The 25,426-nt window shown below is 73.2% G+C and carries 22 protein-coding genes and 1 tRNA gene; 9 read left to right on the plus strand and 14 right to left on the minus strand.

Annotated features, from left to right (window positions below):
- The first annotated feature begins 4 nt into the window (after positions 1-4).
- The 3 genes from ACIQFX_RS18605 to ACIQFX_RS18615 all read left to right on the plus strand — a co-directional run bounded on the left by ACIQFX_RS18605 (position 5) and on the right by ACIQFX_RS18615 (position 4,043).
- Positions 5-1,609 (plus strand): FAD-dependent oxidoreductase, encoded by a 1,605-nt coding sequence (locus ACIQFX_RS18605; protein WP_402464317.1) that lies wholly within the window; start codon positions 5-7, stop codon positions 1,607-1,609.
- 100 nt (positions 1,610-1,709) lie between these two features.
- A complete protein-coding gene (locus tag ACIQFX_RS18610) occupies positions 1,710-2,771 on the plus strand; it encodes an LLM class flavin-dependent oxidoreductase (RefSeq protein ID WP_402464319.1) in 1,062 nt (353 codons plus the stop codon).
- Positions 2,772-2,924: 153 nt separating this feature from the next.
- Positions 2,925-4,043 (plus strand): PAC2 family protein, encoded by a 1,119-nt coding sequence (locus ACIQFX_RS18615; protein WP_402464321.1) that lies wholly within the window; start codon positions 2,925-2,927, stop codon positions 4,041-4,043.
- Between the two features lie 71 nt (positions 4,044-4,114).
- Here ACIQFX_RS18615 and ACIQFX_RS18620 read toward each other — a convergent pair whose 3' ends face one another.
- The 6 genes from ACIQFX_RS18620 to ACIQFX_RS18645 all read right to left on the minus strand — a co-directional run bounded on the left by ACIQFX_RS18620 (position 4,115) and on the right by ACIQFX_RS18645 (position 11,894).
- Complete coding sequence (locus tag ACIQFX_RS18620) at positions 4,115-5,089, minus strand: superoxide dismutase (RefSeq protein WP_402464323.1); 975 nt, start codon at positions 5,087-5,089, stop codon at positions 4,115-4,117.
- A 102-nt stretch (positions 5,090-5,191) separates the two neighbouring features.
- Positions 5,192-8,248, minus strand: coding sequence for an NPCBM/NEW2 domain-containing protein (locus tag ACIQFX_RS18625; RefSeq protein ID WP_402464325.1), 3,057 nt, complete (start codon positions 8,246-8,248; stop codon positions 5,192-5,194).
- Between the two features lie 114 nt (positions 8,249-8,362).
- Entirely contained in the window at positions 8,363-9,592 is a 1,230-nt protein-coding gene (mshC, locus tag ACIQFX_RS18630) for a cysteine--1-D-myo-inosityl 2-amino-2-deoxy-alpha-D-glucopyranoside ligase (RefSeq protein WP_402464327.1), read from the minus strand.
- A 151-nt stretch (positions 9,593-9,743) separates the two neighbouring features.
- Positions 9,744-10,550, minus strand: coding sequence for an SCO1664 family protein (locus ACIQFX_RS18635; protein WP_402464329.1), 807 nt, complete (start codon positions 10,548-10,550; stop codon positions 9,744-9,746).
- Positions 10,547-11,137: a DUF3090 domain-containing protein gene (locus tag ACIQFX_RS18640; protein ID WP_402464331.1), complete on the minus strand. Its 591-nt coding sequence runs from the start codon at positions 11,135-11,137 to the stop codon at positions 10,547-10,549. The genes ACIQFX_RS18635 and ACIQFX_RS18640 overlap by 4 nt, the downstream gene beginning before the upstream one ends.
- Positions 11,138-11,204: 67 nt before the next feature.
- Positions 11,205-11,894 (minus strand): histidine phosphatase family protein, encoded by a 690-nt coding sequence (locus ACIQFX_RS18645; RefSeq protein WP_402464333.1) that lies wholly within the window; start codon positions 11,892-11,894, stop codon positions 11,205-11,207.
- 95 nt (positions 11,895-11,989) lie between these two features.
- Between ACIQFX_RS18645 and ACIQFX_RS18650 the strand changes: the two genes are divergently transcribed.
- Positions 11,990-12,982: a magnesium and cobalt transport protein CorA gene (locus ACIQFX_RS18650; RefSeq protein ID WP_402464335.1), complete on the plus strand. Its 993-nt coding sequence runs from the start codon at positions 11,990-11,992 to the stop codon at positions 12,980-12,982.
- Positions 12,983-12,994: 12 nt separating this feature from the next.
- Here ACIQFX_RS18650 and ACIQFX_RS18655 read toward each other — a convergent pair whose 3' ends face one another.
- Together ACIQFX_RS18655 and ACIQFX_RS18660 are read right to left on the minus strand one after the other, a co-directional pair.
- Positions 12,995-13,780, minus strand: a complete 786-nt coding sequence (locus tag ACIQFX_RS18655; RefSeq protein WP_402464337.1) for a ferritin-like domain-containing protein — start codon at positions 13,778-13,780, stop codon at positions 12,995-12,997.
- Positions 13,781-14,142: 362 nt separating this feature from the next.
- Positions 14,143-15,192, minus strand: a complete 1,050-nt coding sequence (locus ACIQFX_RS18660; RefSeq protein ID WP_402464340.1) for an LLM class F420-dependent oxidoreductase — start codon at positions 15,190-15,192, stop codon at positions 14,143-14,145.
- Between the two features lie 129 nt (positions 15,193-15,321).
- Here ACIQFX_RS18660 and ACIQFX_RS18665 point away from each other — a divergent pair, with 129 nt between their 5' ends.
- Positions 15,322-16,299, plus strand: a complete 978-nt coding sequence (locus ACIQFX_RS18665) for an aldo/keto reductase (RefSeq protein ID WP_402464342.1) — start codon at positions 15,322-15,324, stop codon at positions 16,297-16,299.
- Positions 16,296-18,560 (plus strand): helix-hairpin-helix domain-containing protein, encoded by a 2,265-nt coding sequence (locus tag ACIQFX_RS18670; protein ID WP_402464344.1) that lies wholly within the window; start codon positions 16,296-16,298, stop codon positions 18,558-18,560. Before ACIQFX_RS18665 ends, ACIQFX_RS18670 begins: the two co-directional genes overlap by 4 nt.
- Positions 18,561-18,686: 126 nt before the next feature.
- On the opposite strand, the gene ACIQFX_RS18675 is transcribed toward ACIQFX_RS18670, so the two are convergent.
- Positions 18,687-19,406, minus strand: a complete 720-nt coding sequence (locus ACIQFX_RS18675; RefSeq protein ID WP_402464346.1) for a hypothetical protein — start codon at positions 19,404-19,406, stop codon at positions 18,687-18,689.
- 47 nt (positions 19,407-19,453) lie between these two features.
- Here ACIQFX_RS18675 and ACIQFX_RS18680 point away from each other — a divergent pair, with 47 nt between their 5' ends.
- Complete coding sequence (locus ACIQFX_RS18680; protein ID WP_017241661.1) at positions 19,454-19,642, plus strand: DUF5703 family protein; 189 nt, start codon at positions 19,454-19,456, stop codon at positions 19,640-19,642.
- 70 nt (positions 19,643-19,712) lie between these two features.
- Here the strand turns inward: ACIQFX_RS18680 and ACIQFX_RS18685 are convergent, their stop codons facing one another.
- The 3 genes from ACIQFX_RS18685 to ACIQFX_RS18695 all read right to left on the minus strand — a co-directional run bounded on the left by ACIQFX_RS18685 (position 19,713) and on the right by ACIQFX_RS18695 (position 22,378).
- Positions 19,713-20,540, minus strand: a complete 828-nt coding sequence (locus tag ACIQFX_RS18685) for a chaplin (RefSeq protein ID WP_402464349.1) — start codon at positions 20,538-20,540, stop codon at positions 19,713-19,715.
- 138 nt (positions 20,541-20,678) lie between these two features.
- A complete protein-coding gene (chpH, locus tag ACIQFX_RS18690) occupies positions 20,679-20,912 on the minus strand; it encodes a chaplin ChpH (protein WP_030218232.1) in 234 nt (77 codons plus the stop codon).
- Positions 20,913-21,052: 140 nt separating this feature from the next.
- Positions 21,053-22,378: a M20/M25/M40 family metallo-hydrolase gene (locus ACIQFX_RS18695; RefSeq protein ID WP_402464351.1), complete on the minus strand. Its 1,326-nt coding sequence runs from the start codon at positions 22,376-22,378 to the stop codon at positions 21,053-21,055.
- Between the two features lie 209 nt (positions 22,379-22,587).
- Here ACIQFX_RS18695 and ACIQFX_RS18700 point away from each other — a divergent pair.
- Positions 22,588-22,675, plus strand: a tRNA-Leu gene (locus tag ACIQFX_RS18700).
- Between the two features lie 52 nt (positions 22,676-22,727).
- On the plus strand, positions 22,728-23,654 hold the full coding sequence (locus tag ACIQFX_RS18705) for a pseudouridine synthase (RefSeq protein ID WP_402464353.1): 927 nt from the start codon (positions 22,728-22,730) through the stop codon (positions 23,652-23,654).
- Here ACIQFX_RS18705 and ACIQFX_RS18710 read toward each other — a convergent pair.
- The gene (locus ACIQFX_RS18710; protein ID WP_402464355.1) at positions 23,638-24,267 is read right to left on the minus strand and encodes an MBL fold metallo-hydrolase; all 630 of its coding nucleotides are present in this window, start codon (positions 24,265-24,267) and stop codon (positions 23,638-23,640) included. The two genes, ACIQFX_RS18705 and ACIQFX_RS18710, sit on opposite strands and share 17 nt — an antisense overlap.
- Positions 24,267-25,352: an S-(hydroxymethyl)mycothiol dehydrogenase gene (locus tag ACIQFX_RS18715; protein WP_402464357.1), complete on the minus strand. Its 1,086-nt coding sequence runs from the start codon at positions 25,350-25,352 to the stop codon at positions 24,267-24,269. Before ACIQFX_RS18715 ends, ACIQFX_RS18710 begins: the two co-directional genes overlap by 1 nt.
- Positions 25,353-25,426: the final 74 nt, after the last annotated feature.

A 25,426-nucleotide genomic window follows, 5' to 3' on the forward strand; every position in this document is an offset into this window, starting at 1 on the left:
CGACATGACCACCCTGCAGAGCGTCCCTGCCCTCGGGACGCACCCGGCGTCCGGCTCCCTGCCGAGCCGCGCCGAGACCCGGGACCAGCTTTCCAAGGCGACGTACGACCTCCTGGTGATCGGCGGTGGCATCCTGGGCATCTCCACCGCCTGGCACGCCGCGCAGTCGGGCCTGCGGGTGGCCCTGGTGGACGCCGGCGACTTCGCCGGCGCCACCTCCTCCGCCTCCTCGAAGCTCCTCCACGGCGGCCTGCGCTACCTGCAGACCGGCGCGGTGAAGCTGGTCGCGGAGAACCACTTCGAGCGGCGTGCGGTCTCCCGCCAGGTGGCACCGCACCTCGCCAACCCCCTGACCTTCTACCTGCCCGTCTACAAGGGCGGCCCGCACGGCGCGGCCAAGCTCGGCGCCGGCGTCTTCGCCTACAGCGCCCTCTCGGCCTTCGGCGACGGCGTCGGGCACCTGCTCTCCCCCGCCAAGGCCGCGCAGGACGTGCCGGAGCTGCGGACGGACAACCTGAAGGCCGTGGCCGTCTACGGCGACGACCAGATGAACGACGCCCGGATGGCCCTGATGACCGTCCGCGCGGCGGTCGACGCCGGCGCCACCGTCCTCAACCACGCCGAGGTGACCGGACTGCGCTTCACCCGGGGCCGGGTCACCGGCGCCGAGCTCAAGGACCGCACCAGCGGCGACGAGTTCGGCGTCACCGCCCGCCTCGTGCTCAACGCGACCGGCCCGTGGGTCGACCACCTGCGCAGGATGGAGGACCCGAACGCGGCCCCCTCCATCCGCCTCTCCAAGGGCGCGCACCTGGTCCTCAAGCGGACCTCGCCGTGGAAGGCCGCGCTGGCCACCCCGATCGACAAGTACCGCATCACCTTCGCCCTCCCCTGGGAGGACATGCTGCTCCTCGGCACCACCGACGAGGAGTACGAGGGCGACCCGGGCCAGGTCGAGGTCACCGAGAAGGACACCGCCCAGATCCTGGACGAGGCCGCCTTCTCCATCCGCGACCAGCAGCTGTCGCGCGACCTCATCACCTACTCCTTCGCCGGTCTGCGGGTGCTCCCGGGCGGTCCCGGCGACACCTCCAAGGCGAAGCGCGAGACGGTCGTCACCGAGGGCCGCGGCGGCATGCTGTCGGTCGCCGGCGGCAAGTGGACGACCTTCCGCCACATCGGCCGCACGGTCATGAAGAAGCTGGAGCAGCTCCCCGGCCACCCGCTGGGCGAGGACTACGAGCCGGTGTCCGCGCTGCCGAAGCGGCTGCCGCTGCCCGGCATAGCCAACCCGAACGCGGTCGCGCACCGGCTGCTCGTCGACGGCCCGGCGCCCGGCCCCCGGATGGCCGCCGACACCGCCAAGCACCTGGCGACGCACTACGGCTCGCTGTCCTTCGAGATCGCCCGCATGGCGAACGAGAACCCGGACCTGGCCCGCCGGATCCACCCGGACGCGCCGGAGATCTGGGCGCAGGTCGCCTACGCCCGCGACCACGAGTGGGCCGAGACGGCGGACGACGTCCTGCGCCGCCGTACGACGCTGACGATCCGGGGCCTGGCCACGGACGAGGTCCGCGCCGGCGTCGAGTCGATGCTGGGCAAGTAACACCCGTACACCCGGGGGCGGTTCCTCTTCGAGGGGTCGCCCCCGCGGCGTGCCACGCGCCGTCCGCACGGCCGCAACACTCGGCGCGCAGAGTGGGGGCATGAAGTTTCAGGTGCTCTCGATCGTCCCCCACTCACCCCACCCGCTCACCGGCGAACTGACCACCGCCGCAGACCGGTTGGAGCAGGTCGTCGCGCTCGGCGAGACCGCCGAGCGCCTCGGCTTCGACGCGTACGCGGTCGGGGAGCGGCACGCGGGCCCGTTCCTCTCCTCGGCCCCGACCGTCCTGCTCGCCGCGCTCGCCGCGCGCACCACCCGGATCAGGCTGCTCACCGGCGTCACGGTGGTCGCGGTCCTCGACCCCGTCCGGGTCGCCGAGGACTTCGCCACGCTCGACCAGTTGTCCCGCGGCCGGCTCGAACTGGTCGTCGGCAAGGGCGCGGAGGCCGGGCACTTCGACCTCTTCGGCCTGGACGAGGAGCGGCAGTGGGACCTCCAGAAGGAGAAGTACGAGCTCCTCCGCCGGCTCTGGACGGAGGAGGGCGTCGACTGGGAGGGCGAGTTCCGTCCCCCGCTGAAGAACGTCACCACGATCCCCCGCCCGTACGACGGCGCGCCCCGGATCTGGCACGGCTCGGCCACCAGCCTGAACTCCCCCGAGCTCGCGGCGAAGCACGGCGATCCGCTCTTCACCGCCAACGCGATCCAGCCGCGCGAGGCGTACGCGAAGCTCATCGCCCACTACCGCGAGAAGTTCGAGGAGTACGGCCACGACCCGGCGCACGCGCGCGTGGCGGCCGGTTCCGGCGGCCTGCTCATCGCGGACACCCCCGAGCAGGCGGTCTCCCGCCACAAGGACCTGTACGAGGCGAAGGTCCGGCAGAGCTTCCGGCCGCACCTGGAGGGGAGGGCCGGGTACAACACGCCGTTCCGCACGATCGAGGACGCCGTCGCGGGCGGTCCCCAGCTGATCGGCTCGCCGCAGCAGATCATCGACAAGATCCTCGGCTTCCACGCGCACTACCGGCACGACCTGCAGTCGGTGACGGTCGACGCCTTCGGCCAGTCGACGGCCGAGCAGGCCGAGACGCTCCAGCGCTTCGCGGAGGAGATCGCGCCGGTGGTGCGGAGGGAGGCTCCGAGCCCCCTCTGGGAGGAGTGAGGGGAGGTGCGGGACCGCCGTGTGCGGAGGGGAGTTCCTGGGTAGTCGATCAAGGCCGCACGGGTTTTCGGGGATGTCCGGGGGCTGCGGACGGGTCGCCGGAAAGCCGTAAGGTTGGTCCGTACGACAGGAACTTCGAAAAGGAGGCGCTGGGTGATCGAGCTCGAGGGGGTACCCGAGCTGATCGACCCGGTCATGGTGGCCGCGTTCGAAGGCTGGAACGACGCCGGCGACGCCGCCTCCACCGCGGTCGCCCACCTGGACCGGGAATGGAAGGGCGAGGTCTTCGCGGCGCTCGACGCCGAGGACTACTACGACTTCCAGGTCAACCGGCCCACGGTCTTCCTGGACAACGGTGTCCGGAAGATCACCTGGCCGACGACCCGGCTCTCCGTGGTCCGGGTCGGCGGCGACAAGCCCCGCGACCTGGTGCTGGTCCGCGGGATCGAGCCCTCGATGCGCTGGCGCTCCTTCTGCAACGAGCTGCTCGCCTTCGCCCACGAGCTGGGCGTGGAGATGGTGGTGATCCTGGGCGCGCTGCTCGGCGACACCCCGCACACCCGGCCGGTCCCGGTCAGCGGGGTCACCTCCGACCCGGACCTGGCGCGGACGATGGACCTGGAGGAGACCCGGTACGAGGGCCCGACGGGCATCGTCGGCATCCTCCAGGAGGCGTGCACGCACGCGGGCGTGCCGGCGGTGAGCCTGTGGGCGGCGGTGCCGCACTACGTGTCGCAGCCGCCGAACCCGAAGGCGACCCTGGCGCTCCTCAACCGCCTGGAGGACCTGATCGGGCTGCGCATCCCGCTGGGCGAGCTGCCCGAGGACGCGCGGGCCTGGCAGCTGGGCGTGGACCAGCTGGCGGCCGAGGACAGCGAGGTCGCCGAGTACGTGCAGACCCTGGAGGAGGCGCGGGACACGGCGGAGCTGCCGGAGGCCTCGGGCGAGGCCATCGCCCGCGAGTTCGAGCGGTACCTGCGGCGGCGCGAGCCCGGCACCGGTCCGGGTCCCGGCGTGGCGACGGACGGCGGCGACTCGCCGTTCCTGCGGGACGCCGGCAGCGGCCGGACGCGGCCGCCGAAGCCGGAGCAGCCGGGGCCGGAGGCCGTACCGGGCGCGGAGCAGCCGGATCCCGCGCCGCGGCCGGACGCCGAGCCGCCCGCGGAGGCGGCCGGCGGGCCGGGCGGGGAGTCCGGCGCCGAGCCGGCGAAGGGCCCGGGGGCCGAGCCCGAGCCGCCCGTCGAGGGCGCGGGCGGCGACGCCGAGGAGTGACCGGAACGGGAGGGGTGGCGCGGCCGCCCCTCCCGTCCGGCTTTCCGGGCCCGTTCGGTCCCGACCGCGGATCAGACGCGCGGCACGGACACCGCGTCGTAGGCGACGGTGGTGGGGTCCGGGTCCAGGCCGAACCGGGCGTTGGGCAGGTAGATCCGGTCGCCCCAGGCCGCGGCGGTGGTGGGGACGCGGAACCGCTCCGGGTCGGTGATCCGGGCGATGGCGGTGCCGCGCGAGCCGGTCGCGTCGAGCCGGACCACGTCGATCTGGTTGATCGCCTGCTGGACGACGTACAGGTCGCGGCCGAGGAGCAGCAGGCCGTCCCCGTGCGGGATCCGCAGGTCGCCGAGGTCGACGGCGCGGGCGGTGCCGGTGCGCGGGTCGACGCGCAGGAGCGTGCCGCCGTCACGGAAGACGTTGACCACGAGCAGGGCCCGGCCGTCGGGGGTGCGCTCGATGCCGTTGGCGGTGAAGTCGGCGCCCTGCGTCCAGTCGCCGCCGAGCGGGACGGTGGTCACCTCGCGGCCGGGTTCGCCGGTGCGGTCGAGGTCGAGGCGGTAGAGCTGGGGCTGGAAGGAGTCGGTGAACCAGGCGGCGCCGGGGGTGAGGACGACGTCGTTGACCATGGTGGTGTCGGCGCCGAGGCCGGTGAAGTTGCGCAGGAGCGCACCGGAGCGGGCGTCGACGACCCGGATCTCCCGGCTCCAGCCGCCGGAGAGGAAGAGCCGCCGTTCGGCCCGGTCGATCTTGAGGCCGACGGTGGAGTGCCCGTCGCCGAGGCCCTGGTGGACGATCCTGCCCTCGCCGGTGGCCAGTGAGGCCCGGTGGACGGCGCCGTTGCCGAGCGAGCCGAAGTAGGCGTACGGGCTGTGGCCGATGGCGATGCCCTCCGGCTGGAAGCCCAGCGGGAGCGGTATCCCGGTGGGCCACCGCCCACCGGGTGCGGCCGCCTGTGCCGTGCCCGCGGCGAGCGGGCCGGTGAGAGCCGCCGCGCCGAGGGCGGCGGCGGCTCCCAGGAATCCTCTGCGTGCGAGGCGATGCTGCACTGAGTGCCCTTTCGTACAAACGGTCTATTGGCACCCACAGCCCATCACAACACGCTTGTTCCGCACGGGACTTGGCCGGATCTCGCGGGTACGAGGCGAAGATCAGCCACAGTGGAGACGGGCCGCCGCCCAGTCCCCGTGGTCGCCGCTCTTGGACCCGTTGGTGTCCGTGATCCGCAGCCGGAGGTGGCGCGCCCCGGTCACGTCGACGTTCACGGGCAGGGTCGCGGAGGCTCCGGTCAGCCGGGGCGAGGTCCACAGGACCCGGCCGTCGGCCTCGACGGAGAAGGCCACCTCCCCGTAGCCGTCGATCTCGTCGTCGATGCCGACGTCGGCCGTCAGGGCGGTGCAGCGGCCGCCCAGGTAGAGCTCGATGTCGGAGTCGGCGTGGGCGCCGATCCCCTTCTCGTAGGCCGTGCCCGCGAGGGTGAGGGTCCGCCCGTCGGCGGCGCCGGACTCGCCGTTGGAACGGTCGCGTTCGGGCGGTCCCCAGCCGTTCGTGGAGCGCAGCCACACCAGGTCGCTCGCCCAGGCGTCGCCGGTGGGCGGCGCGGGCATCACGCCGACCGCGAGCCGCTGGGTGGCGGTCCGGTCGGTGCCGGCGGCGCGGTGGCGGGCGGTCGCCGTCAGGGTGGCCTCGCCGGGCTTCGCGTCCGCCGCGGGCGTGACGGCGACCTCGACCCGGCGGGTGGTGCCGGCCGGGACGCGGGCGAGCGGCGCGGCCGGGGTGACCTGCCAGCCGGCCGGGACGTCCAGGGAGACCCGGACGTCGGTGGCGTCCCGGGAGCCGGCCGTGACGTCGACGGCGACCGTGCCCGGGGTGCCCGCGCCGAGTTCCTGCCCGGTGGGTGCGGCCAGGACGGCGGAGGCGCCCGGTACGGGGCCGCCGACGGCGCTGGTGGCGGTCAGCCGCAGTTCGAAGCCGCGGCCGGTGGACAGGGCCTTGGTCTTGACCCGGACCACTCCCCCGCGCTCGTCGCGGTCGTACCACCAGCCCTCGGCGGCGGCGGCGAGGGCGGCGCGGGAGGTGAGGCCGGGCAGCTTGCGCCCGTCGAGCCGGACGCCGTCGGGGGCGTCGCCGGTGTGGACGGTGAAGGCGTACGGCCGGGCGGCCGGCTTGCCGGTGTAGCTGCCGTTGCTGGGGCCGACGCGGACGGTGACGTCCCCGGGGCCGGCGTTCGGGGCGCTGACCTCGGCGCGCTGGGTGGCGTACCGGCCGGTGCGGTGCTCGCGGGTGACGCCGTCGTCCTCGTACAGCTCGAAGGAGGAGCTGCCCTTGGGGTAGACGTCCCAGGCGAGCGGGTCTCCGGGGGCGCGGTCGGTGTACGAGCGGATGCCGCCGGGCCACATCGGGACGGTCGCCCCGGCCCGTACGAAGAGGGGCAGGGTGTCGAGCGGCGCGCTGTAGTCGTCGATCGTGACCGGGCCCTCGTAGGTGCGCCCGTTCCAGTAGTCGATCCAGGTGCCCCGGGGGAGGTAGATGCCGTCGCGTTCGACGGCGTCCTGGTAGACGGGGGCGACGAGGAAGTCCTCGCCGCTGAGGAACTCGTACTTCGCGGCGTCGCCCGCGGCCTTGGGGTCGTCCGGGTATTCGAGGGCCAGCGGCCTGGCGAGGCCGACGCCGGTCTTCGTGGCCCGGTGGGCGTGGCTGTAGACGTACGGGAGCAGGGCCTCGTGGAGCTTGAGGGAGGCGCGGTTGATCGTGGTGTACGGCTCGCCGTAGCGGAAGGGCTGCTTGTCGGTGGGCGCCCAGCCGTCCATGGTCATGGTGACGGGCAGGAAGGTCTTCCACTGGAGGTCGCGGGTGTACGTCTTGGCGCTGCCGCCGAAGATGCCGTCGACGTCTCCGGTGGTGTACGCGAGGCCGGACATGGACGCGCCGGCGTAGGTGGGTATCTGCCAGCGGATGTACTCCCAGCTGCCGGACTGGTCCCCGGACCACTGGACGCCGCAGCGCTGGGCTCCGGACCAGCTCTCGGGGGCCCAGGTGAAGCCGCGGGCGTCGCTGTTGGCCTCGATGCCGGCGTGGGCGTCCTTGCAGCCGTCGAGGGCGAACTTGTAGCCCGCGCCGACCCAGGCGACGTCGAGCTTGGCGACCCGCTGGCCGGCCTTGACCTGGTCGGCGAGCTTGTCGAGGCCGTCCTCGGTCCACAGGCCGAGCTTCATGCCCCGCTCGCCGAGTCCGGTGGAGGCCTCGGCGAGGTTCTCGTAGCCGCAGCCGTAGCCGTCGTTGACGAGCATCCAGCCGTTGGGCATGTCGTTCTCGACGTAGCCGTCGGCGACCTTCAGGGCGTCGAGGGTGTGGCGCTCGCCGCGGTTGGCGTTGTGGAGGTAGCAGTCGGCGTCGCCGATCTCCAGGCCGTACACGGGCGGCATGAAGGGCTTGCCGGTGAGCCGGGTGTACTGGCCGATGACGTCCTTGGCGGCGTCGGCGCCGGTGCCGGTGAAGTAGTAGGCGTCGAAGCGCCGTTCCTTCGCGGTGGTGGTGACGGGCTCGGTGAAGGCGTAGGTGTTGGGGGCGTAGGTGTTGCGGTAGACGCCGTAGCCGGCGGAGGAGAGGTAGAACGGGACGGAGTTGGGGTGGCCGCCGTCGTTCCAGTTGTAGTCGACGCCGACCTCGACCGTCTTGCCGCGGTGGGAGGTGTTGCCCCGGCCGTTCTGCATGCCGGCGCCGTAGAACTGCTCCGCGGCGCCGCGGGCGAGGGTCTGGACGGTGCGGTCCTGGTTCCAGGTGAGGCCCTGGGTCTCGGACCAGAGGGGGGTGCCGTCGGCGCGTACGGCCGCGAAGCGGAGCGGCGCCTTGTAGGCGCGCAGGGTCACGTCGGCGGTGCCGAGTTCGTACCGGTCGCCGAGGTCGCGCCAGGTGGTGGCCGGCGCCGGGCCCTGGGGCAGGGTGATGTCGGTGCCGGTGGGGTCGGTGAACTTGCCGTCGGGGGCGAGTTCGATGCGGAAGGTGTCGGCGGTGACGAAGGACACGCGGGCCTCGGCGTGGCCGGCGGTCAGCCGGTAGACGGGCCCGTCGGCGGCGAAGCCGGTGACGTCGCCGACGGTGGTGTCGGACGGATCGGCCGTGGCGGTGGCACCGGGTCCCGCGAGGGTGGCGACGAACCCGAGGAGTGCACCGACGACTGCAGCTCTCATGCGCATTGATGATTGCATGGAGCCTATTTAGCGCAGATTCGAGCATCGCGACAGGACAAAAAGGAACCGCCCCCGAACTTCCTGAAGAAGTCCAAGGGCGGTTCCGGACAAGCGAGTTGGAACGGGCGGCTGCTACAGGGCGACACCCAGGAGCGCGTCGACCGCGCGGGAGACGAGCCCGGGGGCGGATTCGTCGTCGCCGCCCTCGGCCGTCTGGAGCGCGGCCCAGCGGTCCACCGCGGCGAGCGCCGTGGGGGTGTCGAGGTCGTCCGAGAGCGCCTCGCGGAGCTCCTCGACCAGGGCGTCGGCGGGCGTGCCGTCGGGCCGGGACACGGCGGCGCGCCAGCGGCCGAGGCGCTCCACGGCGTCCTGGAGGACCTGGTCGGTCCACTCCCAGTCGTCGCGGTAGCGGTGGGAGAGGAGCGCGAGCCGGATCGCGGCCGGGTCGACGCCGTCCCTGCGCAGCTTGGAGACGAAGACCAGGTTGCCCTTGGACTTGGACATCTTCTCGCCGTCGAGCGCGACCATCCCGGCGTGGACGTACGCCTTGGCCATCGGGTACTCGCCGGTGAGGGTCTGGGCGTGCGAGGCGCCCATCTCGTGGTGCGGGAAGATCAGGTCGGAGCCGCCGCCCTGCACGTCGAAGCCCATGCCGAGGTGGTCGAGGGCGATGGCGACGCACTCGATGTGCCAGCCCGGACGCCCGGCGCCGAGGCTGCCGCCGTCCCAGCTCGGCTCGCCCTCGCGGGCGGCCATCCACAGCATCGGGTCGAGCGGGTTCTTCTTGCCGGGGCGCTCCGGGTCGCCGCCGCGCTCGGCGGAGAGGTGGCGCATGAGCTCGGCGCTGTAGTGCGAGACCTCGCCGAAGTGCGGGTCGGCGTCGACGGAGAAGTAGACGTCGCCGTCCAGCTCGTACGCGGCGCCCGCGTCCCGGAGGCGCTCGACGAGCGGCACGATGCCCGGTATGGCCTCGACGGCGCCGATGTAGTGCTGCGGGGGCAGCATCCGCAGGGCGGTCATGTCCTCGCGGAACAGGGCGGTCTCGCGCTCGGCGAGGCCGACCCAGTCGATGCCGTCGCGGATCGCGCGCTCCAGGAGCGGGTCGTCCACGTCCGTCACGTTCTGGACGTAGTGCACCTGCCGCTTGGTGTCGAGCCACACGCGCTGAACGAGGTCGAACGCGTTGTAGGTCGCCGCGTGACCCATGTGGGTCGCGTCGTACGGCGTGATGCCGCAGACGTAGATACGGGCGACGGGGCCGGGGGCGAGGGTGACTCGTCCGCCGGTCGCGGTGTCGTGGATCCGGAGGTCGCGGCCCTTGCCGGGAAGGGCGGGGACCTCAGAAGCGGGCCAGGCATGCATGACCCGAGCGTAACCGGACAGGTGTTCCGGATACGAACCGGATCCGGGATCTTGACCGATTAGGCGGTCTTGCGGGTCGGGGGCTTGCGTGCATACCCCCCAGGGGTGCACGTCCGCTCCGGCACCATGGCCGAAACCGTTCGGCCCGGGCTCAGACCGGCGGCCAGGGGATCGCCGGCCACTGCCCCGAGGGCTCCGGGTGGCGTCCGGTCGCCCGCAGCGCCCCCACGCGGGCGCGTACCGCCGCCACCTCGGGGCCGGTCAGCAGTTCCGCCAGACGGGCGGCGAGCGGCGCTCCCGGGGCCAGGGAGCGGTCGAGGCCGTCGAGCACCCCGGCCGCCTCCTCGGGCAGTTCCTCGCCCGCCCAGCCCCACAGCAGGGTCCGCAGCTTGTCGTCGACGTGGAACGTGACGCCGTGGTCGATCCCGTACAGACGCCCGTCCGGCGCCGGCAGCAGGTGCCCGCCCTTCCGGTCGCCGTTGTTGATGACGGCGTCCAGGACGGCCAGCCGCCGCAGCTCGGGGGTGTCCGCGTGCACGAGCAGCGCGGTGCGGTCCTCGTCCACCTGCGCGGGCCCCACGGCCTTCCAGCCCTCGCCGGCCTCGTCGTCGTCCGTGAGGGCGAGCAGCCGCGCCCCGGGGTCCGCCTCGATCCACAGCTGGACCATGCCCTCCCCGTACGGCCCGTCGCGGAGCACCGTCGGCGGGATCAGCCCCCAGCCGGTGGCCTCGGAGAGCTCGTACGCGGCGACCTCGCGCTGGGCGAGGGTCCCGTCGGGGAAGTCCCACAGGGGCTGCTCCCCCGCGACGGGCTTGTACACGCAGGCCGCCTCGCGGCCCCCGTACGCGACGGAGCAGTACAGCACGGCGTTGGACGCCTCGCGGACCCGGCCGCGCACGGTCAGCTCACCCTGGGCGAGCAGCTCCGCGTCCGTCGGGGTCGAAGGGCTGCTGCTCATGCTCCGCGGCGGTATCCGTTCTGGCGCGGGCAGACGTGCCCCTCGGGGTCGAGCGGCAGACTGCACAGCGGGCACGGCGGCCGGCCGGCGTTGACGACGTCCAGGGCCCGCTTGGCGAAGGCCCGGGCCTGGGCCCCGCTGAGGCGGACCCGGAGCATCGGCGGGCCGTTCTCCTCGTCCTGGAGCAGCCGCTCCTCGGCCGCCGCGAGGTCCTCCTCGGAGTCCGCGTCGAGCTCCACGAGCGCCTGCGCCTCGACGATCATCCGCTGCTCCTCGCCGTCCCAGGCGAGCGCCATGGTGCCGACCCGGAACTCCTCCTCGACGGGGGCGTCGAGCGGCGCGGTGTCGGCGATCTCGGCCGGGGCGACCGCGGGGACCGGGGCGTTGCCCCCGGTGCGGCGCACGACCTCGTCGAGGAGCTCGTCGATGCGCTCGGCCAGCGCGGCGACCTGGGTCTTCTCCAGGGCGACGCTGGTGACGCGGCCGGCCGCGGACGCCTGGAGGAAGAAGGTACGGCGGCCAGGCAGCCCGACCGTGCCGGCCACGAAACGCTCCGGTGGGTCGTAGAGGAACACCTGACGGGACACGTTCCCGACTCCCTTGCGTCTCGACGGTCGTACTACAGCGGCGCGTCCACCCTACTGCGCAAGGGGATCACGCCGCGCCCGCACCACCCCCGACCTCCGCCGTCCCACTGCTGTCGGGGTGCTCGCGGGGGGCGAGTCCGGCGAAGTCCCCGGTGTCGCCGAGGCGGAGGAGGAAGGGACGCAGGCGCGTGTAGCGGATGACGGTGACCGAGCAGGGGTCGACGTGGACGCGCTGGAAGAGGTCGAGGTGGAGGCCGAGGGCGTCGGCCACGACCGACTTCACGATGTCCCCGTGGGAGCACATGAGGTACGTGGCGTCCTCGCCGTGCTCGGCCTCGATCCGGGCGTTCCAGTCGCGTACGGCCTCGACGGCCCGGTTCTGCATGGCGCGCATCGACTCGCCGCCGGGGAAGGCCGCGGCGGAGGCGTGCCCCTGGACGACGTCCATCAGGGGCTCGTCGTTGAGCTCGGCCAGCTTGCGGCCCGACCAGTCGCCGTAGTCGCACTCGTTGATCCGGTCCTCGACGTGGAGGGGGAGCTCAGGGCGGGCGTCCAGGAGCGGCCGCAGGGTCTCCCGGCAGCGCTGGAGGGGGCTGGAGACGGCGGCGGCGAGCGGGACGCCCGCGAGGCGCCCCGGCAGGGCGGCGGCCTGCGCGGCCCCCCGCTCGTCGAGCGCGATCCCGGGCGTGCGCCCGGCGAGGACCCCGGAGGTGTTGGCGGTGGAGCGTCCGTGCCGGACGAGGATCAGCGTGGCCATGCGGGCCAGCCTACGGGGGCGCCCCGCCGCTCCGGCCGGGCTCCGGCCCACCGGGAGCCGCCGCACGCGTGCGTGCCGGGGCCGTTCGGGGGAGAATGCGCCGCGTGATCGTGGACTCTGCCATCTACCGCGACGGGCGCCGCACGGACGGACCCGCCGACCTCTCCGACGCCCTGGACCTGGCCCGGGCGACCGGGGACGCCTTCCTGTGGGTGGGTCTGCACGAGCCCACGGAGGCCGAGTTCGACCACGTGGCCTCGGAGTTCGCGCTGCATCCACTGGCCGTCGAGGACGCGCTGAAGGCCCACCAGCGACCCAAGCTGGAGGTCTACGACGACTCGCTGTTCGTGGTGCTCAAGCCGGTCGTGTACGAGCCGGAGAGCGACCGGGTCTCGTCCGGCGAGCTGATGATCTTCATGGGCGACTCGTTCGTGGTCACGGTCCGGCACGGCGAGGGCGCGCCCCTGATGGCGGTGCGCAAGCGCCTGGAGGCCGACCCGGAGGTCCTGAAGCACGGGCCCACGGCCGTGCTGTACGCGGTGAGCGACGCGATCGTGGACCACTACCTGGACGTGACGGGCGAGCTCCAGGTGGACCTGGAGGAGCTGGAGGCCGACGTCTTCGCACCTTCCGGGGGCAATCCGTCGAACACCGCCGAGCGGATCTACACGGCCAAGCGGCAGGTCCTCGAGTTCCGCCGGGCCAGCGGTCCGCTGGCCGGGCCGATGTCCCGGCTGACGGCCGGCGCGGTGCCCTTCGTGAACGAGGAGGCGCAGCCCTTCTTCCGTGACGTCAACGACCACCTGCTGCGCTCCAACGAACAGGTGGAAGGCCTCGACCGGCTGCTCTCCGACGTGCTGTCGGCCCATCTCGCGCAGATGGGCGTGCGGCAGAACGACGACATGCGGAAGATCTCCGCGTGGGCCGCCATGGCCGCGGTCCCGACGATGGTCGCCGGGATCTACGGGATGAACTTCGACCACATGCCCGAGCTGCGGTGGGTGGGGTCCTACCCGGTCGTGATCGTCGTGATGACAGGCATCGTCGTCACGCTGTACCGGCTCTTCAAGCGCCGCGGCTGGATGTGACGCGCGGCGGGCTCAGAAGGCGGGCGCGGGGACCGGGGGGCCGCCGAGGGCGTCCAGCCGCTCCGGCATCCGCAGGCCGACCATCCGGTGCCAGCCGGCCGCCCGGTCGTACGCGTACACGCCGTGGATCCCGGCGGCGAGGACGGCCGACTTCGCCCTGGGCCACTCCAGGATCCGGCCCATGTGCCGCATCACCGCGAGGCTGACGTCCCGGTAGACCCGGATCTCGGCCAGCGCCGACTCGCGCAGGGTCCGCTGGATGAGCCGGCCGTGGCCCGCGCGGGCGAGCCGGAGCAGCTCCTCGTGGCAGTAGGCGAGGTGGTTGTCCTCGTCGTTGCAGATCATCCGGATCGCCTTGCCGAGTTCCGGATGGTCCCCGAAGTGCTTCACCAGGAGCTGCATCTGCTCGGCGGCGCGCTCCTCGGTGACCCTGCTGTGCGCGAGGTAGACGACCACGTCCTCCTCGGTCAGCGGCTCGTCGCGGCGGAGCTTGTCGTGCGCGAGGCCGATGCCGCGCTCTTCGAGCAGCATCGTGTAGTCGGTGTCGGGAGGCACCGGGACGGGTTCGAGGCCGCGCTTCCTCATCAACGCGTTGAAGATCCGGCCGTGCTTTTCCTCGTCGGCGCCGTGTCGGGTGATCTTGGGTGTGAGGTCCCGCATCCCGGGCGCGACGAGGGCCGCGATCCGGGCGTTCTCCCAGCCGCCCTGGGCCTCGCCGCTCGCGGCGATGGAACAGAAGAGCCGGAACGACTCGTCGTTGTCGATGATTTCCTGGAACAGGCCCTTGGCCGTGAGCATCGCCGCCACCTCCGTGCGGACGCCCGCACTCCGGTACGTCCGGGAAGAACGAGTCAAGTCCGGTCCCGCACGACGGGCAACAGCAGGGGCCGACGGCTCGGCCGAAAGAGTGAGCCCCGGAGGCGTAACCGGGGGCCCCGCGAAGGCGTTGTGCTGCATGACGGCCGTGGCGGGGAAGACCCCCCGAGCCCCCACCACGGCCGCAGACTTCTCCTCCTTGACGGCGCTCTCGCACCCTGAGGCCCTGGGGCCTCGCGGGCTTCGAGCGCCTGCGCCGGACTCCGTCCGCCGGAGTCCCGGACCGGGGAGCCGTACCTGGTCCGGGTGCGGCCCCGGCTCGCGGTCCGGGCGCGGCCCCGGCGTTACGCCAGGCCCGCGTGCTCCATCGCCTCGACGCCCGCCCGCAGGGCCGCGAGCCGCTCGTCGAGGGTGAAACCGGCCGGGGCGAGGGTGAGGGTGGTGACGCCCGCCTCGGCGTACGCCGTCATCCGCTCGGCGATCCGCTCGACGGAACCGAGCAGGGCGGTCTGGTCGATCAGCGAGTGCGGCACGGCGGCCGCGGCCCCGGTCTTGTCGCCGGCCAGGTACTTGTCCTGGATCTCGGCGGCCTCCTTCTCGTACCCCATCCGCTGCGCGAGCTGGTTGTAGAAGTTCTGCTTGCGGCTGCCCATACCGCCGACGTACAGCGCGGTGTACGGGCGGAACACGTCGGCGAGGGCGTTCACGTCCTCCCCGAGCGCCAGCGGCAGGGTGGGGCAGACGTCGAAGCCGTCCATGGTCAGGCCGGCCTTCTCGCGGCCCGCCCGCAGGTGGCGGAGCGCGGTCTCCTCCAGGTGGTCGGCGGAGGGGAAGATCAGCAGCGCGCCGTCGGCGATCTCGCCGGTCTGCTCCAGGTTCTTCGGCCCGATCGCCGCGATGTAGAGCGGGATGTGCTCGCGCTGCGGGTGGACGGTCAGCTTGATGGGCTTGCCGGGGCCGCCGGGGAGCGGCAGGGTCCAGTGCTCGCCGTCGTAGCTGAGGCGCTCGCGGGTCATGGCCTTGCGGACGATCTCGACGTACTCGCGGGTCCGGGCGAGCGGCTTGTCGAACTTCACGCCGTACCAGCCCTCGGAGACCTGCGGTCCCGAGACGCCGAGACCGAGGCGGAAGCGGCCGCCGGTCAGCGAGTCGAGGGTGGCGGCGGTCATCGCCGTCATGGCGGGCTGCCGGGCCGGGATCTGCATGATCGCGGAGCCGACGTCGATCCGCTCGGTCTTCGCCGCGACCCAGGCGAGGACGGTGGGCGCGTCGGAGCCGTACGCCTCCGCGGCCCAGCAGACGTCGTAGCCGAGGCGGTCCGCCTCCTGGGCGACGGCGAGGTTGTCGCCGTCCATGCCGGCGCCCCAGTAGCCGAGGTTGATGCCGAGCCGCATTCCACGCACCCCTTACCCATCGGTAACGTCTCTGTGGGCGGGACTCTAGCGCGCGGCCGGGGCATCCGTCAGGGCACGGTTGTCCACAGGCTCTCTCCGCGTGGTGCCCTGGCCAGTAATCTCGCGCCCATGGAGCAGAGGCATCTCGGACGCACCGGCCTGCGCGTGTCGCGCATCGGACTCGGCACCCTGACGTGGGGCCGGGACACCGACGAGCACGACGCCGCCGAGCAGTTGAAGGCGTTCTGGGACGCGGGCGGCACGCTCGTGGACACCGCCGACGTGTACGGCGGGGGCGAGGCGGAGTACCTGCTCGGCCGTCTGATGGACCGGCTCGTGCCCCGCCAGGACCTCGTCCTGTCCACCAAGGCGGGCAGCGTGCCGGACCCCGACCGGCGCACCGACGGCTCGCGCGGGCACCTGCTCGCCGCGCTCGACGCCTCCCTCGCCCGGCTCGGCACCGACCACGTGGACCTGTGGCAGCTGCACGCCTTCGACCCGTGCACGCCCCTGGAGGAGTCCCTCCAGGCCCTCGACATCGCCGTGCGTACCGGGCGCGCCCGGTACGCGGGCGTGGCGAACTTCTGCGGCTGGCAGCTGGCCAAGGCCGGCACCTGGCAGCTCGCCGGCGACCGCACCCGCCTCGCCGGGGCCCAGCTGGAGTACTCGCTCCTCCAGCGCGGCGTCGAGCGCGAGGTGCTGCCCGCCGCCCTCGACCTCGGCATAGGCCTGCTGCCCTCGTCACCGCTCGGCCGCGGGGTCCTCACCGGCAAGTACCGCGCCGGGACCCCGACCGACTCCCGGGCCGCCTCGGAGACCATGGCGCCGTTCGTGGAGCCGTACCTCGACGACGCCGCGAGCCGGATCGTCGACGCGGTCACGACCGCCGCCGACGGCCTCGCGACGACCCCCCTCCACGTGGCCCTCGCCTGGGTCCGCGACCGGCCCGGAGTGACCGCCCCGATCGTCGGCGCGCGCACGGCACGGCAGCTCACGGCCGCGTTGTCGGTGGAGACCCTTAGTCTTCCTGACGAGATCTGTCGGGCGCTGGACGATGTGTCGGCGCCCGTGCACCGCTATCCGGATCACGACTGGAGCACCTTGTGACCGAGCCTTCCGGGGAGACCGCGCCCGAGGCCGTGGAACCCACCGAGGACGCGCAGAAGGCCACCGCCGAAGCCCGCCCCCCGGCCCCTGCCGAGGCCCCCGCCACCCCCGAGGAGCCCACCGCGGCGGACACGGCCGAGGAGCCGGACGCGAGCGAGGAGACGGAGGCGGCCGAAGAGCCGGGCGCGGCCGAGGAGACGGAGGCGGCCGAGGAGACGGGCGCCGCTGGGGAGGCCGCGGGCGGGTCCGGGGGTGACGGGACAGCCGACGCGGCCGCCGCGCCCGAGTTGAGCGAAGCGCAGGCCGAACTCGCCGCGCAGCGGGAGCTGCGGGCGAAGATCGAGGCGCGGAAGGCGGAGAAGGAGGGCACGGTCGCGAGCGGTGCCAAGCTGAGCGGCACCGCGGCGGACCTGCTCGCGGCGGTACGGGCGGTCGAGGGCGGCGGCACCTCGGGCAGCACCTTCTACGAGGCCCCGGAGCCCGCCCCCCGGCGCCCCGCCCCCGAGGCGGCACCGGCCGCGACCGTACGGCCCCCCGCGCCCGAGCGGGCCTCCGCGCCGGCGCCCGGCACCACGGCCGCCGTGCGGGAGGTCCTTGCCAAGGGCGGCGCGCCCGAGGCGCTGGCCGGCCAGGTCGCCGCCGCCCTCGGCGAGAACGCGGCGGCGGCCCTGGCCGAGGACCCCTGGCAGCTGCTCGCGGTGCCCGGGGTGCGCCCGGAGCAGGCCGACGGTTTCGCGCGGGCGCTCCTCGGCCCCGCGTGCGGCCCCGGCGACCCGCGCCGGACGGTCGCGCTGACCGTGTGGCTGCTGGAGCGGGCCGCGCTCCAGGGGCACACGGCGCTTGAGGTCCAGGCCGTGCGCGCCGGACTGGCCGGGCACGGGGTGCCCGACCCGGAGGAGGCCGTCGAGACGGCCGTCTCCGAGGCGGCGGTCCTCGTCTTCCAGGAGGAGGAGACGGCGGAGCCCGAGCCCGACGAGGACGAGGAGCCGGCCGAGGAGCCGGAGCGGCCCGCCGCGGAGGAGCCGGCCTCGCCCGTGCTGCTCGGGCTCGACCGGTACGCCCTCGCGGAGGAGAGCCTCGCCGAAGGTCTCGCCCGGCTGGTCAGGACCGCCACGGCCCAGCCGTGGGAGGGCTCCGAACTCGAACGCGCCGCCGGTGCGCACGGGCTCGTCCTGCACACGGGCGGCGAGGCCTCCCGCGCCGAGCCGGTCGCACTCGCGGAGGCGGCCCGCGCGCGGGGCCTCCGCGCCCTGGTCGCCGTCCACAGCGACGCCGGCCGGTCCGCGCTCGGCGCCGCCGGGGCGACCGCGGTGACGGTCGGCGGCCTGCTCTCCGGGGCGGCCGGCCCGAACCGTGACGAGGACGGCGCCTTCGCCCTCGACCTGCTGGTGGTGCTCGACGCGCCGCAGCTGGACGTGGAGACGGCCGCGATGCTGGTGGAGTCCCTGCCGGACGGCTGCCGCCTGGTCCTCAGCGGCGACCCCGAGGTCCTGGGGGCACCGGGCGCCGGGCGGGTCTTCGCCGACGCGCTCGCGGCCCGGGTGTGCCCCCGGATCGCCTCGCGGCTCCCCGACCCGGGGCCGCTCGGCGAGCTGGTCTCGGGCATCGGCGTGGGCGAGCTGAACCAGGTGGAGGCCCCCGGCAAGGAGATCGTGATCGTCCCCGTGCGGGACGCCGGCGAGGCCGTGCACCGTACGGTCCAGCTGGTCGCCGACTCGGTGCCCCGGGCGATCGGGGTGCCGGCCGAGCAGACCCAGGTGGTCACGGTCGGCCACGGCGGCTCCGCGGGCACCCGCGCGCTGAACGCCGCCCTCAAGCAGCGGCTCAACCCCGGCCCCGGCCGGTTCGGCGGCTACGACCCCGGCGACCGGGTCGCGTACGCGCCGGCTCCGGGCCGGACGGTGACGGGGACCGTGCTGTCGGCCGACGCCGAGGGCCTGCGCCTGCGGTGCGGCGACGAGGGGGTCCTCGTACCGAAGGAGCGGGTGGAGGCCACGCTGCGGCACGGCTGGGCGCTCACCGCGCACCAGGCCGCCGGGACGCGGTGGCCCGCGGTGGTCGTGGTGCTGCCCGGCGACGCCGCCGGCGGCCTGAGCCGGCCCTGGGTGTACACGGCCTTCGGCCGCGCCGAGCGCCACCTGTCGGTCGTGCACGGCGTGGACCAGGCCCTGGCCCGCGCGGTGGCCGAGGGGGTGGCCCCGGAGCCCACGACGCGGCTGCGGCCGCTCCTGGAGGGGCTCCTCGCGACCCCCGAGGAGTAGCCCCGGGAACCCCACCGGGAACGGCCGGAGGGCCGGGTCACCGCTCAGTGCGGTGACCCAGCCCTCCGTCGTCCTCCTGGGAACCGGCCCTTGAGGCCGCCCGAGGAACCGCCTGGGAAGCAGCTCTCAGGAACCGGCTCCCGCGTGCTGGTCGGCGCCGGCGACGGCCCTGCGCCCGCCGGGCCCGGCGTCCACCCCGCCCTCGAAGTCCCCGTCCCCCTCCTCGTCCTCGTCCTCGTCGAAGACGGAGCTGACGTCGAAGCGGCAGACGATCCGCTCGGGGTCGGCGTGATCGAAGGGGGCGTTGAGCCACTCCCCCGGTTCCGGGAGTTCGTCGGAGGCGGTGACCCACAGCGTGGAGTCGCCCTCCTCCAGACCGAACTCCTTGTGCCGGGAGGCGATCTCGTCCGGCTCGTACTCGCCGAACAGCACACCGAGCGCGGCGAGCGGCGACGTGCCCGCCCTGGCGGCCGCCCCGACGGCCTGCCCGTCGGCGTCGAGCTCGGCGACGCGCCTGGCCTGGGCGAGCAGGCGCTGCGGTTCGGCCACCGCGTAGTCGCGGCGGATCAGCAGGCTGAGGGCATGGGGTTCGTCAGGTCCGGCGTACGGCGGCAGGGCACCGTCCGCCCCGGGGATCTCGAAGGGAGTGACCTCGTCGTAGCGGTCGTAGAGGAGTTCGTCGTACGCCTCGGCCGCCGCGGCCAGGGCGTTGAAGGCCTCGTAGACGGCCGTGTCGTCGTCTCCCGTGCGGAGTTCGACCGCCGCGAGGTGACGGTCCAGTGCGGTCTTGACCGCCTCGGCGGCGGCACGTACCTCGGCAGCGGTGGGCTGCGCAGCATCAGACATGGGACAGACGCTATCCGTACCGGGCCGGTGCCCGCACAATAGATGCGATGCCGGAATACGAATTTGTCGATGTGTACGTGCCGCGCGGTGTCTCCCGCAAGGAGGCGACGCGGCTGCTGACCGACCATGCCGAGTACGGACACTGGGAGTTGGACCGCCTCAGCCTGCACCGGGACGGAAGCCGCAGGGTGCGGCTCAAGCGGCGGATCATCCGCCAGATCCGGGCGACCTGGTAGGCGGACGGGAAGGGGCCCCGCGGTGTGCGGGGCCCCTGTGCGTGGTGCGCGGTGCGCGGAGAGCGACGGCTCAGGCCGCGCCGCGCGTCCGGCGGTAGATCAGCGAGCCCGCCAGCAGCAGGCCCGCACCGGCCGGGACGATCACACCGAGCGGCCCCGCACCGGTCTCGGCGAGCTCCTCGGTGGGCCGGGGCGGCGTGAGGCCGTGGGGACCGGGCGTGTTCGGACCGCCGTCGGTCCCGGGGGTACCAGGAGTCCCGGGGGTACCAGGAGTCCCGGGGGTACCAGGGGTGCCGGGAGTACCCGGGGTGCCGGGCGTCCCGGGAGTGCCGGGGGTCCCAGGCGTACCCGGGGTGCCGGGCGTACCCGGAGTTCCGGGAGTTCCCGGCGTACCGGGGGTCCCCGGCGTACCGGGGTTGCCCGGTTCCTCCTCGCCGTATCCCGTGTCCTCGTCCTCGCCGTCCCCGTATCCGTCGTCGCCGTATCCGTTGCCGCAGTCGTTGTCGGCGACGGCGTTGCCGAGGCCGACGCCGGTGAAGCTGTTGCCGCACACGTTGACCGGGATGTCGATCGGCACCTGGACGGTGTTGCCGGAGCCCACACCGGGAGAGCCGCTGGTGTGGCCGCCCGCGGAGGAGCCGCTGCCGGGGCGGGAGGTGTTGGTGCACTTGTTGCCCATCGCCGGATTCAGCAGTCCGACGACGTTGACGGTGTTTCCGCAGGCGTTCACCGGTGCGTGCACCGGGATCTGGACGGAATTGCCGGACGCGACGCCCGGGGAATTCGTGGCCGTACCGTTCGCTCCGGAATCGGCGTGCGCATAACCGCCGCCGACGGCGGCGAAAACGCCTCCGGCGGCTGCCACGGTGATAAGGCCCTTGCGCGTGACCTGTCGCATAGCTGTTCCCTGCTGCTCGGCTTCGAAAGAGTGCCACCGGGCGGAACGCCCGGGGCGGAAATGGCCACCGGCCCCGGAGTGCATGGCACGCACTCCGGGGCCGGACCGGCTCACACCCTCACGGGGCGAGGCTCAACGTCAGGCGTTGACGCAGGTGTTGCCGAAGGCGGGGTTCAGCAGCCCGATCACGGAGACCGTGTTGCCGCACAGGTTCACGGGGACGTGAACCGGCACCTGGACGACGTTGCCCGAGAGGACACCGGGGGAACCGATGGCGGCACCCTGGGCACCCGCGTCGGCAACGGCCATGCCCGCACCCGCGAGAACGAGACCGCCCGTGGCAGCCGCAGCGGCGACGACCTTCTTGATCATTATTCCTCCTAGTTGGAAATGCGGTCCCAGCCGCGGACCGCACACCTGTAACGAGGGGGAATGGTGAGGGCTACGAGCCCCTGTGTTCATTCACTCTTTCCGGTCACATGCAAACGCACGGACGAATTCGGCGGCCTTCCTCAGCAGGCGTCGATGAAGCGGTCCAGGACGCGGACGCCGAACTTCAGGCCGTCGACCGGCACCCGCTCGTCGACGCCGTGGAACATGCCGGCGAAGTCGAGCTCCGGCGGCAGCTGGAGCGGGGCGAAGCCGAAGCAGCGGATGCCGAGGTCGTCGAAGGACTTGGCGTCGGTGCCGCCGGAGAGCATGTACGGCACGGCGCGGGCGATCGGGTCCTCGGCGCGCAGCGCCAGCTGCATGGCGTCGACCAGGGCGCCGTCGAAGCTGGTCTCCAGGGCCTTGTCGCCGTGCACGTCCTCGCGCTTCACGCGGGGTCCGAGGATCCGGTCGAGGTCGGCCAGGAACTCCTGCTCGTACCCGGGCAGGAAGCGGCCGTCGACGTGCGCCGTGGCCTGGCCGGGGATCACGTTCACCTTGTAGCCGGCGCCGAGCATGGTCGGGGCGGCCGAGTTCCGCAGGGTGGCGCCGACCATCTTGGCGATGCCGCCGAGCTTGGCGAGGGTGCCGTCCATGTCCTCGGGGTCGAGCGGGGTGCCCAGCGCGTCCGAGAGCTCGTCCAGGAAGGACCGCACGGTCTTGGTGACCCGCACGGGCCACTGGTGGCGTCCGAGGCGGCCCACGGCCTCGCAGAGCTCCGTGATGGCGTTGTCGTCGTTGGTCATCGAGCCGTGGCCCGCGGTGCCCTCGACGGTCAGCCGCATCCAGTGCATGCCCTTCTGTGCCGTCTCGACCAGGTAGAGGCGCAGGTTCTCGTTCACCGTGAAGGAGAAGCCGCCGACCTCGCCGATCGCCTCGGTGACCCCGTCGAACAGGTCCCGGTGCTTGTCGACCAGGTGCCGGGCGCCGTACGTGCCGCCGGCCTCCTCGTCGGCGAGGAAGGCGAGGACGATGTCGCGCGGGGGCTTGCGGCCGCTGCGCAGCCGGTCCCGTACGACCGCGAGGGTCATCGCGTCCATGTCCTTCATGTCGACGGCCCCGCGGCCCCACACGCACCCGTCGGCGACCTCGCCGGAGAAGGGGTGGTGGGTCCAGTCCTCGGCGTTGGCCGGAACGACGTCGGTGTGGCCGTGGATGAGCAGGGCCGGCCGCGACGGGTCCTCGCCCTCGATGCGGGCGACGGTCGACGCCCGCCCCTTGTGCGACTCGATGATCTTCGGCTCGAGTCCGACCTCCGCGAGCTTCTCCGCGACGTACTCCGCCGCCGCCCGCTCACCCGGGCCCGAGTGGTCGCCGTAGTTGCTGGTGTCGATGCGGATGAGGTCGCGACAGAGGTCGACGACCTCGTCCTCGCCCCTGACGCCCTGGGCCGTCTTCGACTCACTCACGCTGCTTCCTCCCACTACGTGCCCCACGTGCTTGCTGGTGGTCGCCCCCATCCTCCCGCGTGCCCCCCTCACCCCCCAAGGGCGCCCGTCGGCCGACATGCGGCTGTCACACGACAGCGGCCGAAAGGGGGTGGTGATCGACCCCCTCAGATCTTTGCTATTGTTCTGTTCGTCGGAAGGGCCGAGCGGCCAAGAAGACAAAACACCTAGTCCGGGTGGCGGAATGGCAGACGCGCTAGCTTGAGGTGCTAGTGCCCTTTATCGGGCGTGGGGGTTCAAGTCCCCCCTCGGACACCAACGAAAGACCCCACATCATGTGGGGTCTTTCTCGTTACGGCGGTAGGTCCCGGTGCGACGCAGATCCAAGGCCCCTTCTCCTCCCCTCCCCCAGCGGGACGGGATCGATCCCGTGCGGGTGCGGTTGCCGGAGGATCCCGAGGGGGCCTGGGGGACGGTCGGGGAGCATCTGGTCGACCGGTACGGCGGGGCGATCGGGGTCGGGCGGGTCGAGGAGATGCTGGCCGGGGGCCGGTTCGTCGGGGTGGACGGGCCGGTGGGCGGGGACGAGCCGTACGCGGCGGGGCGGTACGTGTGGTTCCACCGGGACTTCCCCGCGGAGCGGGCAGTGCCGTTCCCGGTCGGGGTGGTGCATCGCGACGAGCGGATCGTGGTGGTGGACAAGCCGCATTTCCTGGCGACGATGCCGCGGGGGCGGCATGTGACGGAGACGGCGCTGGCGCGGCTGCGGCGGGAGCTGGGGCTGCCGTTCCTGCAGCCGGCGCACCGGCTGGACCGGCTGACGGCGGGGTTGGTGCTGTTCGTGGTGCGGCCGGAGGACCGGGGGGCGTACCAGACGCTGTTCCGGGACCGGGTGGTGCGCAAGGAGTACGAGGCGGTCGCCGGGTACGTCCCGGGGGTGGAGCTGCCGGTGACCGTGCGGAGCAGGATCGAGAAGGAGCGCGGGGTGATGGCGGCCCGGGAGGTGGCGGGTGAGCCGAACGCGGAGAGCCGGATCGAGCTGGTGGAGCACGCGGGCGACCGGGGGCGGTACCGGCTGCTGCCGGTGACCGGGCGGACGCATCAGCTGCGGGTGCACATGAACCGGCTCGGGCTGCCGATCCTGCACGATCCGGTGTATCCGGTGGTGCGCGAGGACGGGCCGGAGGACTTCGAGCGGCCGCTGCAACTGCTGGCGCGGGTGCTGGAGTTCACCGACCCGTTCACGGGTGGGGCGATGCGTTTCGAGAGCCGGCTGGCTCTCAGTGGCCTCGGTTGATCCATTCCTGGAGGTGGGGGGCCTCGGCACCGACGGTGGTCGGGTCGCCGTGGCCGGTGCGGACGACGGTCTCCGGGGGCAGGGTGAGGAGCTTCTCGCGGATCGAGTCGACGATCGTCGGGAAGTCGGAGAAGGACCGGCCGGTGGCGCCGGGGCCGCCCTGGAAGAGGGTGTCGCCGGTGAAGACGGTGCCCAGGTCGGGGGCGTACAGGCAGACCGCTCCGGGGGCGTGACCCGGGGTGTGGAGGACCGTGAGGTCGGTGCCGGCGATGGTGAGGACCTGGCCGTCGGCGAGGTCGCCGTCGGGGCTGTGGTCGGGGTGGGTCTGCTTCCAGAGCGGCAGGTCGGCGGGGTGGAGCAGGATGCGGGCGCCGGTGGCGGCCGCGAGCGCCGGGGCCGCGTCGACGTGGTCGTTGTGGGCGTGGGTGCAGACGATCGCGCGGAGGGCGCGGCCGTCGAGGGCGGCGAGGATGGCGTCGGCGTCGTGGGCGGCGTCGATGACGACGGCCTCGGTGTCGTCGCCGACGATCCAGACGTTGTTGTCGACGTCCCAGGTGCCGCCGTCGAGGCTGAAGGTGCCGGAGGTGACGAGGTGGTCGATGCGCGCGGTCATCACAGCACCACCACCGAGCGGAGGACGTCGCCCTCGTGCATGCGGGCGAAGGCCTTCTCGACCTCGCCGAGGCCGATGGTCTCGGTGACGAAGGCGGCGAGGTCGATGCGGCCCTGCTGGTGCAGGTCGATGAGCATCGGGAAGTCGCGGGACGGCAGGCAGTCGCCGTACCAGGAGGACTTGAGGGCGCCGCCGCGGCCGAAGACGTCGAGGAGGGGCAGTTCGAGCTTCATCTCGGGGCTGGGGACGCCGACGAGGACGACGGTGCCGGCGAGGTCGCGGGCGTAGAAGGCCTGTTCGTACGTCTCGGGGCGGCCGACGGCCTCGATGACGACGTCGGCGCCGAAGCCTCCGGTGAGCTCGCGGATCGCCTCGACGGCGTCGGCGGAGCGGGAGTTGACCGTGTCGGTGGCGCCCATCTCGCGGGCCTTGTCCAGCTTGCGGTCGTCGATGTCGACGGCGATGATCTTCGCGGCTCCGGCGAGGCGGGAGCCGACGATCGCCGCGTCGCCGACGCCGCCGCAGCCGATGACGGCGACGGTGTCGCCGCGGCCGACGTTCCCGGTGTTGATGGCGGCGCCGATGCCGGCCATGACGCCGCAGCCGAGGAGGCCGGCGACCTCGGGGGCGACGGCGGGGTCGACCTTGGTGCACTGGCCGGCGGCGACGAGGGTCTTCTCGGCGAAGGCGCCGATGCCGAGGGCCGGGGAGAGCTCGGTGCCGTCGAGGAGGGTCATCTTCTGCTTCGCGTTGTGGGTGGCGAAGCAGTACCAGGGGCGGCCGCGCAGACAGGCACGGCAGGTGCCGCACACGGCGCGCCAGTTGAGGACGACGAAGTCGCCGGGGGTCACGTCGGTGACGCCCTCGCCGACCGACTCGACGATTCCGGCGGCCTCGTGGCCGAGCAGGAAGGGGAAGTCGTCGTTGATGGCGCCCTGCTTGTAGTGGAGATCGGTGTGGCAGACGCCGCAGGCCTGGATCTTCACGACGGCCTCGCCGGGGCCGGGGTCGGGGATGACGATGGTCTCGACCCGTACCGGTTCGTTCCTGCCGGGGGCGATGACTCCCTGGACGTGCTGCGGCATCGCGAACTTCCTTTTCTCCGAACGGATCTTGTAGGGCTCCTGCGTACCACTATCTCCTGACAAAAGGCGAGACC

The organism is Streptomyces sp. NPDC093089 (assembly GCF_044754405.1).
Classification (GTDB): domain Bacteria; phylum Actinomycetota; class Actinomycetes; order Streptomycetales; family Streptomycetaceae; genus Streptomyces.

Coding starts and splice junctions, on each gene's coding strand:
- ACIQFX_RS18605 (WP_402464317.1), top strand. CDS start 5: ATGACCACCCTGCAGAGCGTCCCTGCCCTCGGGACGCACCCGGCGTCC.
- ACIQFX_RS18610 (WP_402464319.1), top strand. CDS start 1,710: ATGAAGTTTCAGGTGCTCTCGATCGTCCCCCACTCACCCCACCCGCTC.
- ACIQFX_RS18625 (WP_402464325.1), bottom strand. CDS start 8,248: ATGCAATCATCAATGCGCATGAGAGCTGCAGTCGTCGGTGCACTCCTC.
- mshC (WP_402464327.1), bottom strand. CDS start 9,592: ATGCATGCCTGGCCCGCTTCTGAGGTCCCCGCCCTTCCCGGCAAGGGC.
- ACIQFX_RS18635 (WP_402464329.1), bottom strand. CDS start 10,550: ATGAGCAGCAGCCCTTCGACCCCGACGGACGCGGAGCTGCTCGCCCAG.
- ACIQFX_RS18645 (WP_402464333.1), bottom strand. CDS start 11,894: ATGGCCACGCTGATCCTCGTCCGGCACGGACGCTCCACCGCCAACACC.
- ACIQFX_RS18650 (WP_402464335.1), top strand. CDS start 11,990: ATGCGCCGCGTGATCGTGGACTCTGCCATCTACCGCGACGGGCGCCGC.
- ACIQFX_RS18655 (WP_402464337.1), bottom strand. CDS start 13,780: ATGCTCACGGCCAAGGGCCTGTTCCAGGAAATCATCGACAACGACGAG.
- ACIQFX_RS18660 (WP_402464340.1), bottom strand. CDS start 15,192: ATGCGGCTCGGCATCAACCTCGGCTACTGGGGCGCCGGCATGGACGGC.
- ACIQFX_RS18665 (WP_402464342.1), top strand. CDS start 15,322: ATGGAGCAGAGGCATCTCGGACGCACCGGCCTGCGCGTGTCGCGCATC.
- ACIQFX_RS18675 (WP_402464346.1), bottom strand. CDS start 19,406: ATGTCTGATGCTGCGCAGCCCACCGCTGCCGAGGTACGTGCCGCCGCC.
- ACIQFX_RS18680 (WP_017241661.1), top strand. CDS start 19,454: ATGCCGGAATACGAATTTGTCGATGTGTACGTGCCGCGCGGTGTCTCC.
- ACIQFX_RS18685 (WP_402464349.1), bottom strand. CDS start 20,540: ATGCGACAGGTCACGCGCAAGGGCCTTATCACCGTGGCAGCCGCCGGA.
- chpH (WP_030218232.1), bottom strand. CDS start 20,912: ATGATCAAGAAGGTCGTCGCCGCTGCGGCTGCCACGGGCGGTCTCGTT.
- ACIQFX_RS18710 (WP_402464355.1), bottom strand. CDS start 24,267: ATGACCGCGCGCATCGACCACCTCGTCACCTCCGGCACCTTCAGCCTC.
- ACIQFX_RS18715 (WP_402464357.1), bottom strand. CDS start 25,352: ATGCCGCAGCACGTCCAGGGAGTCATCGCCCCCGGCAGGAACGAACCG.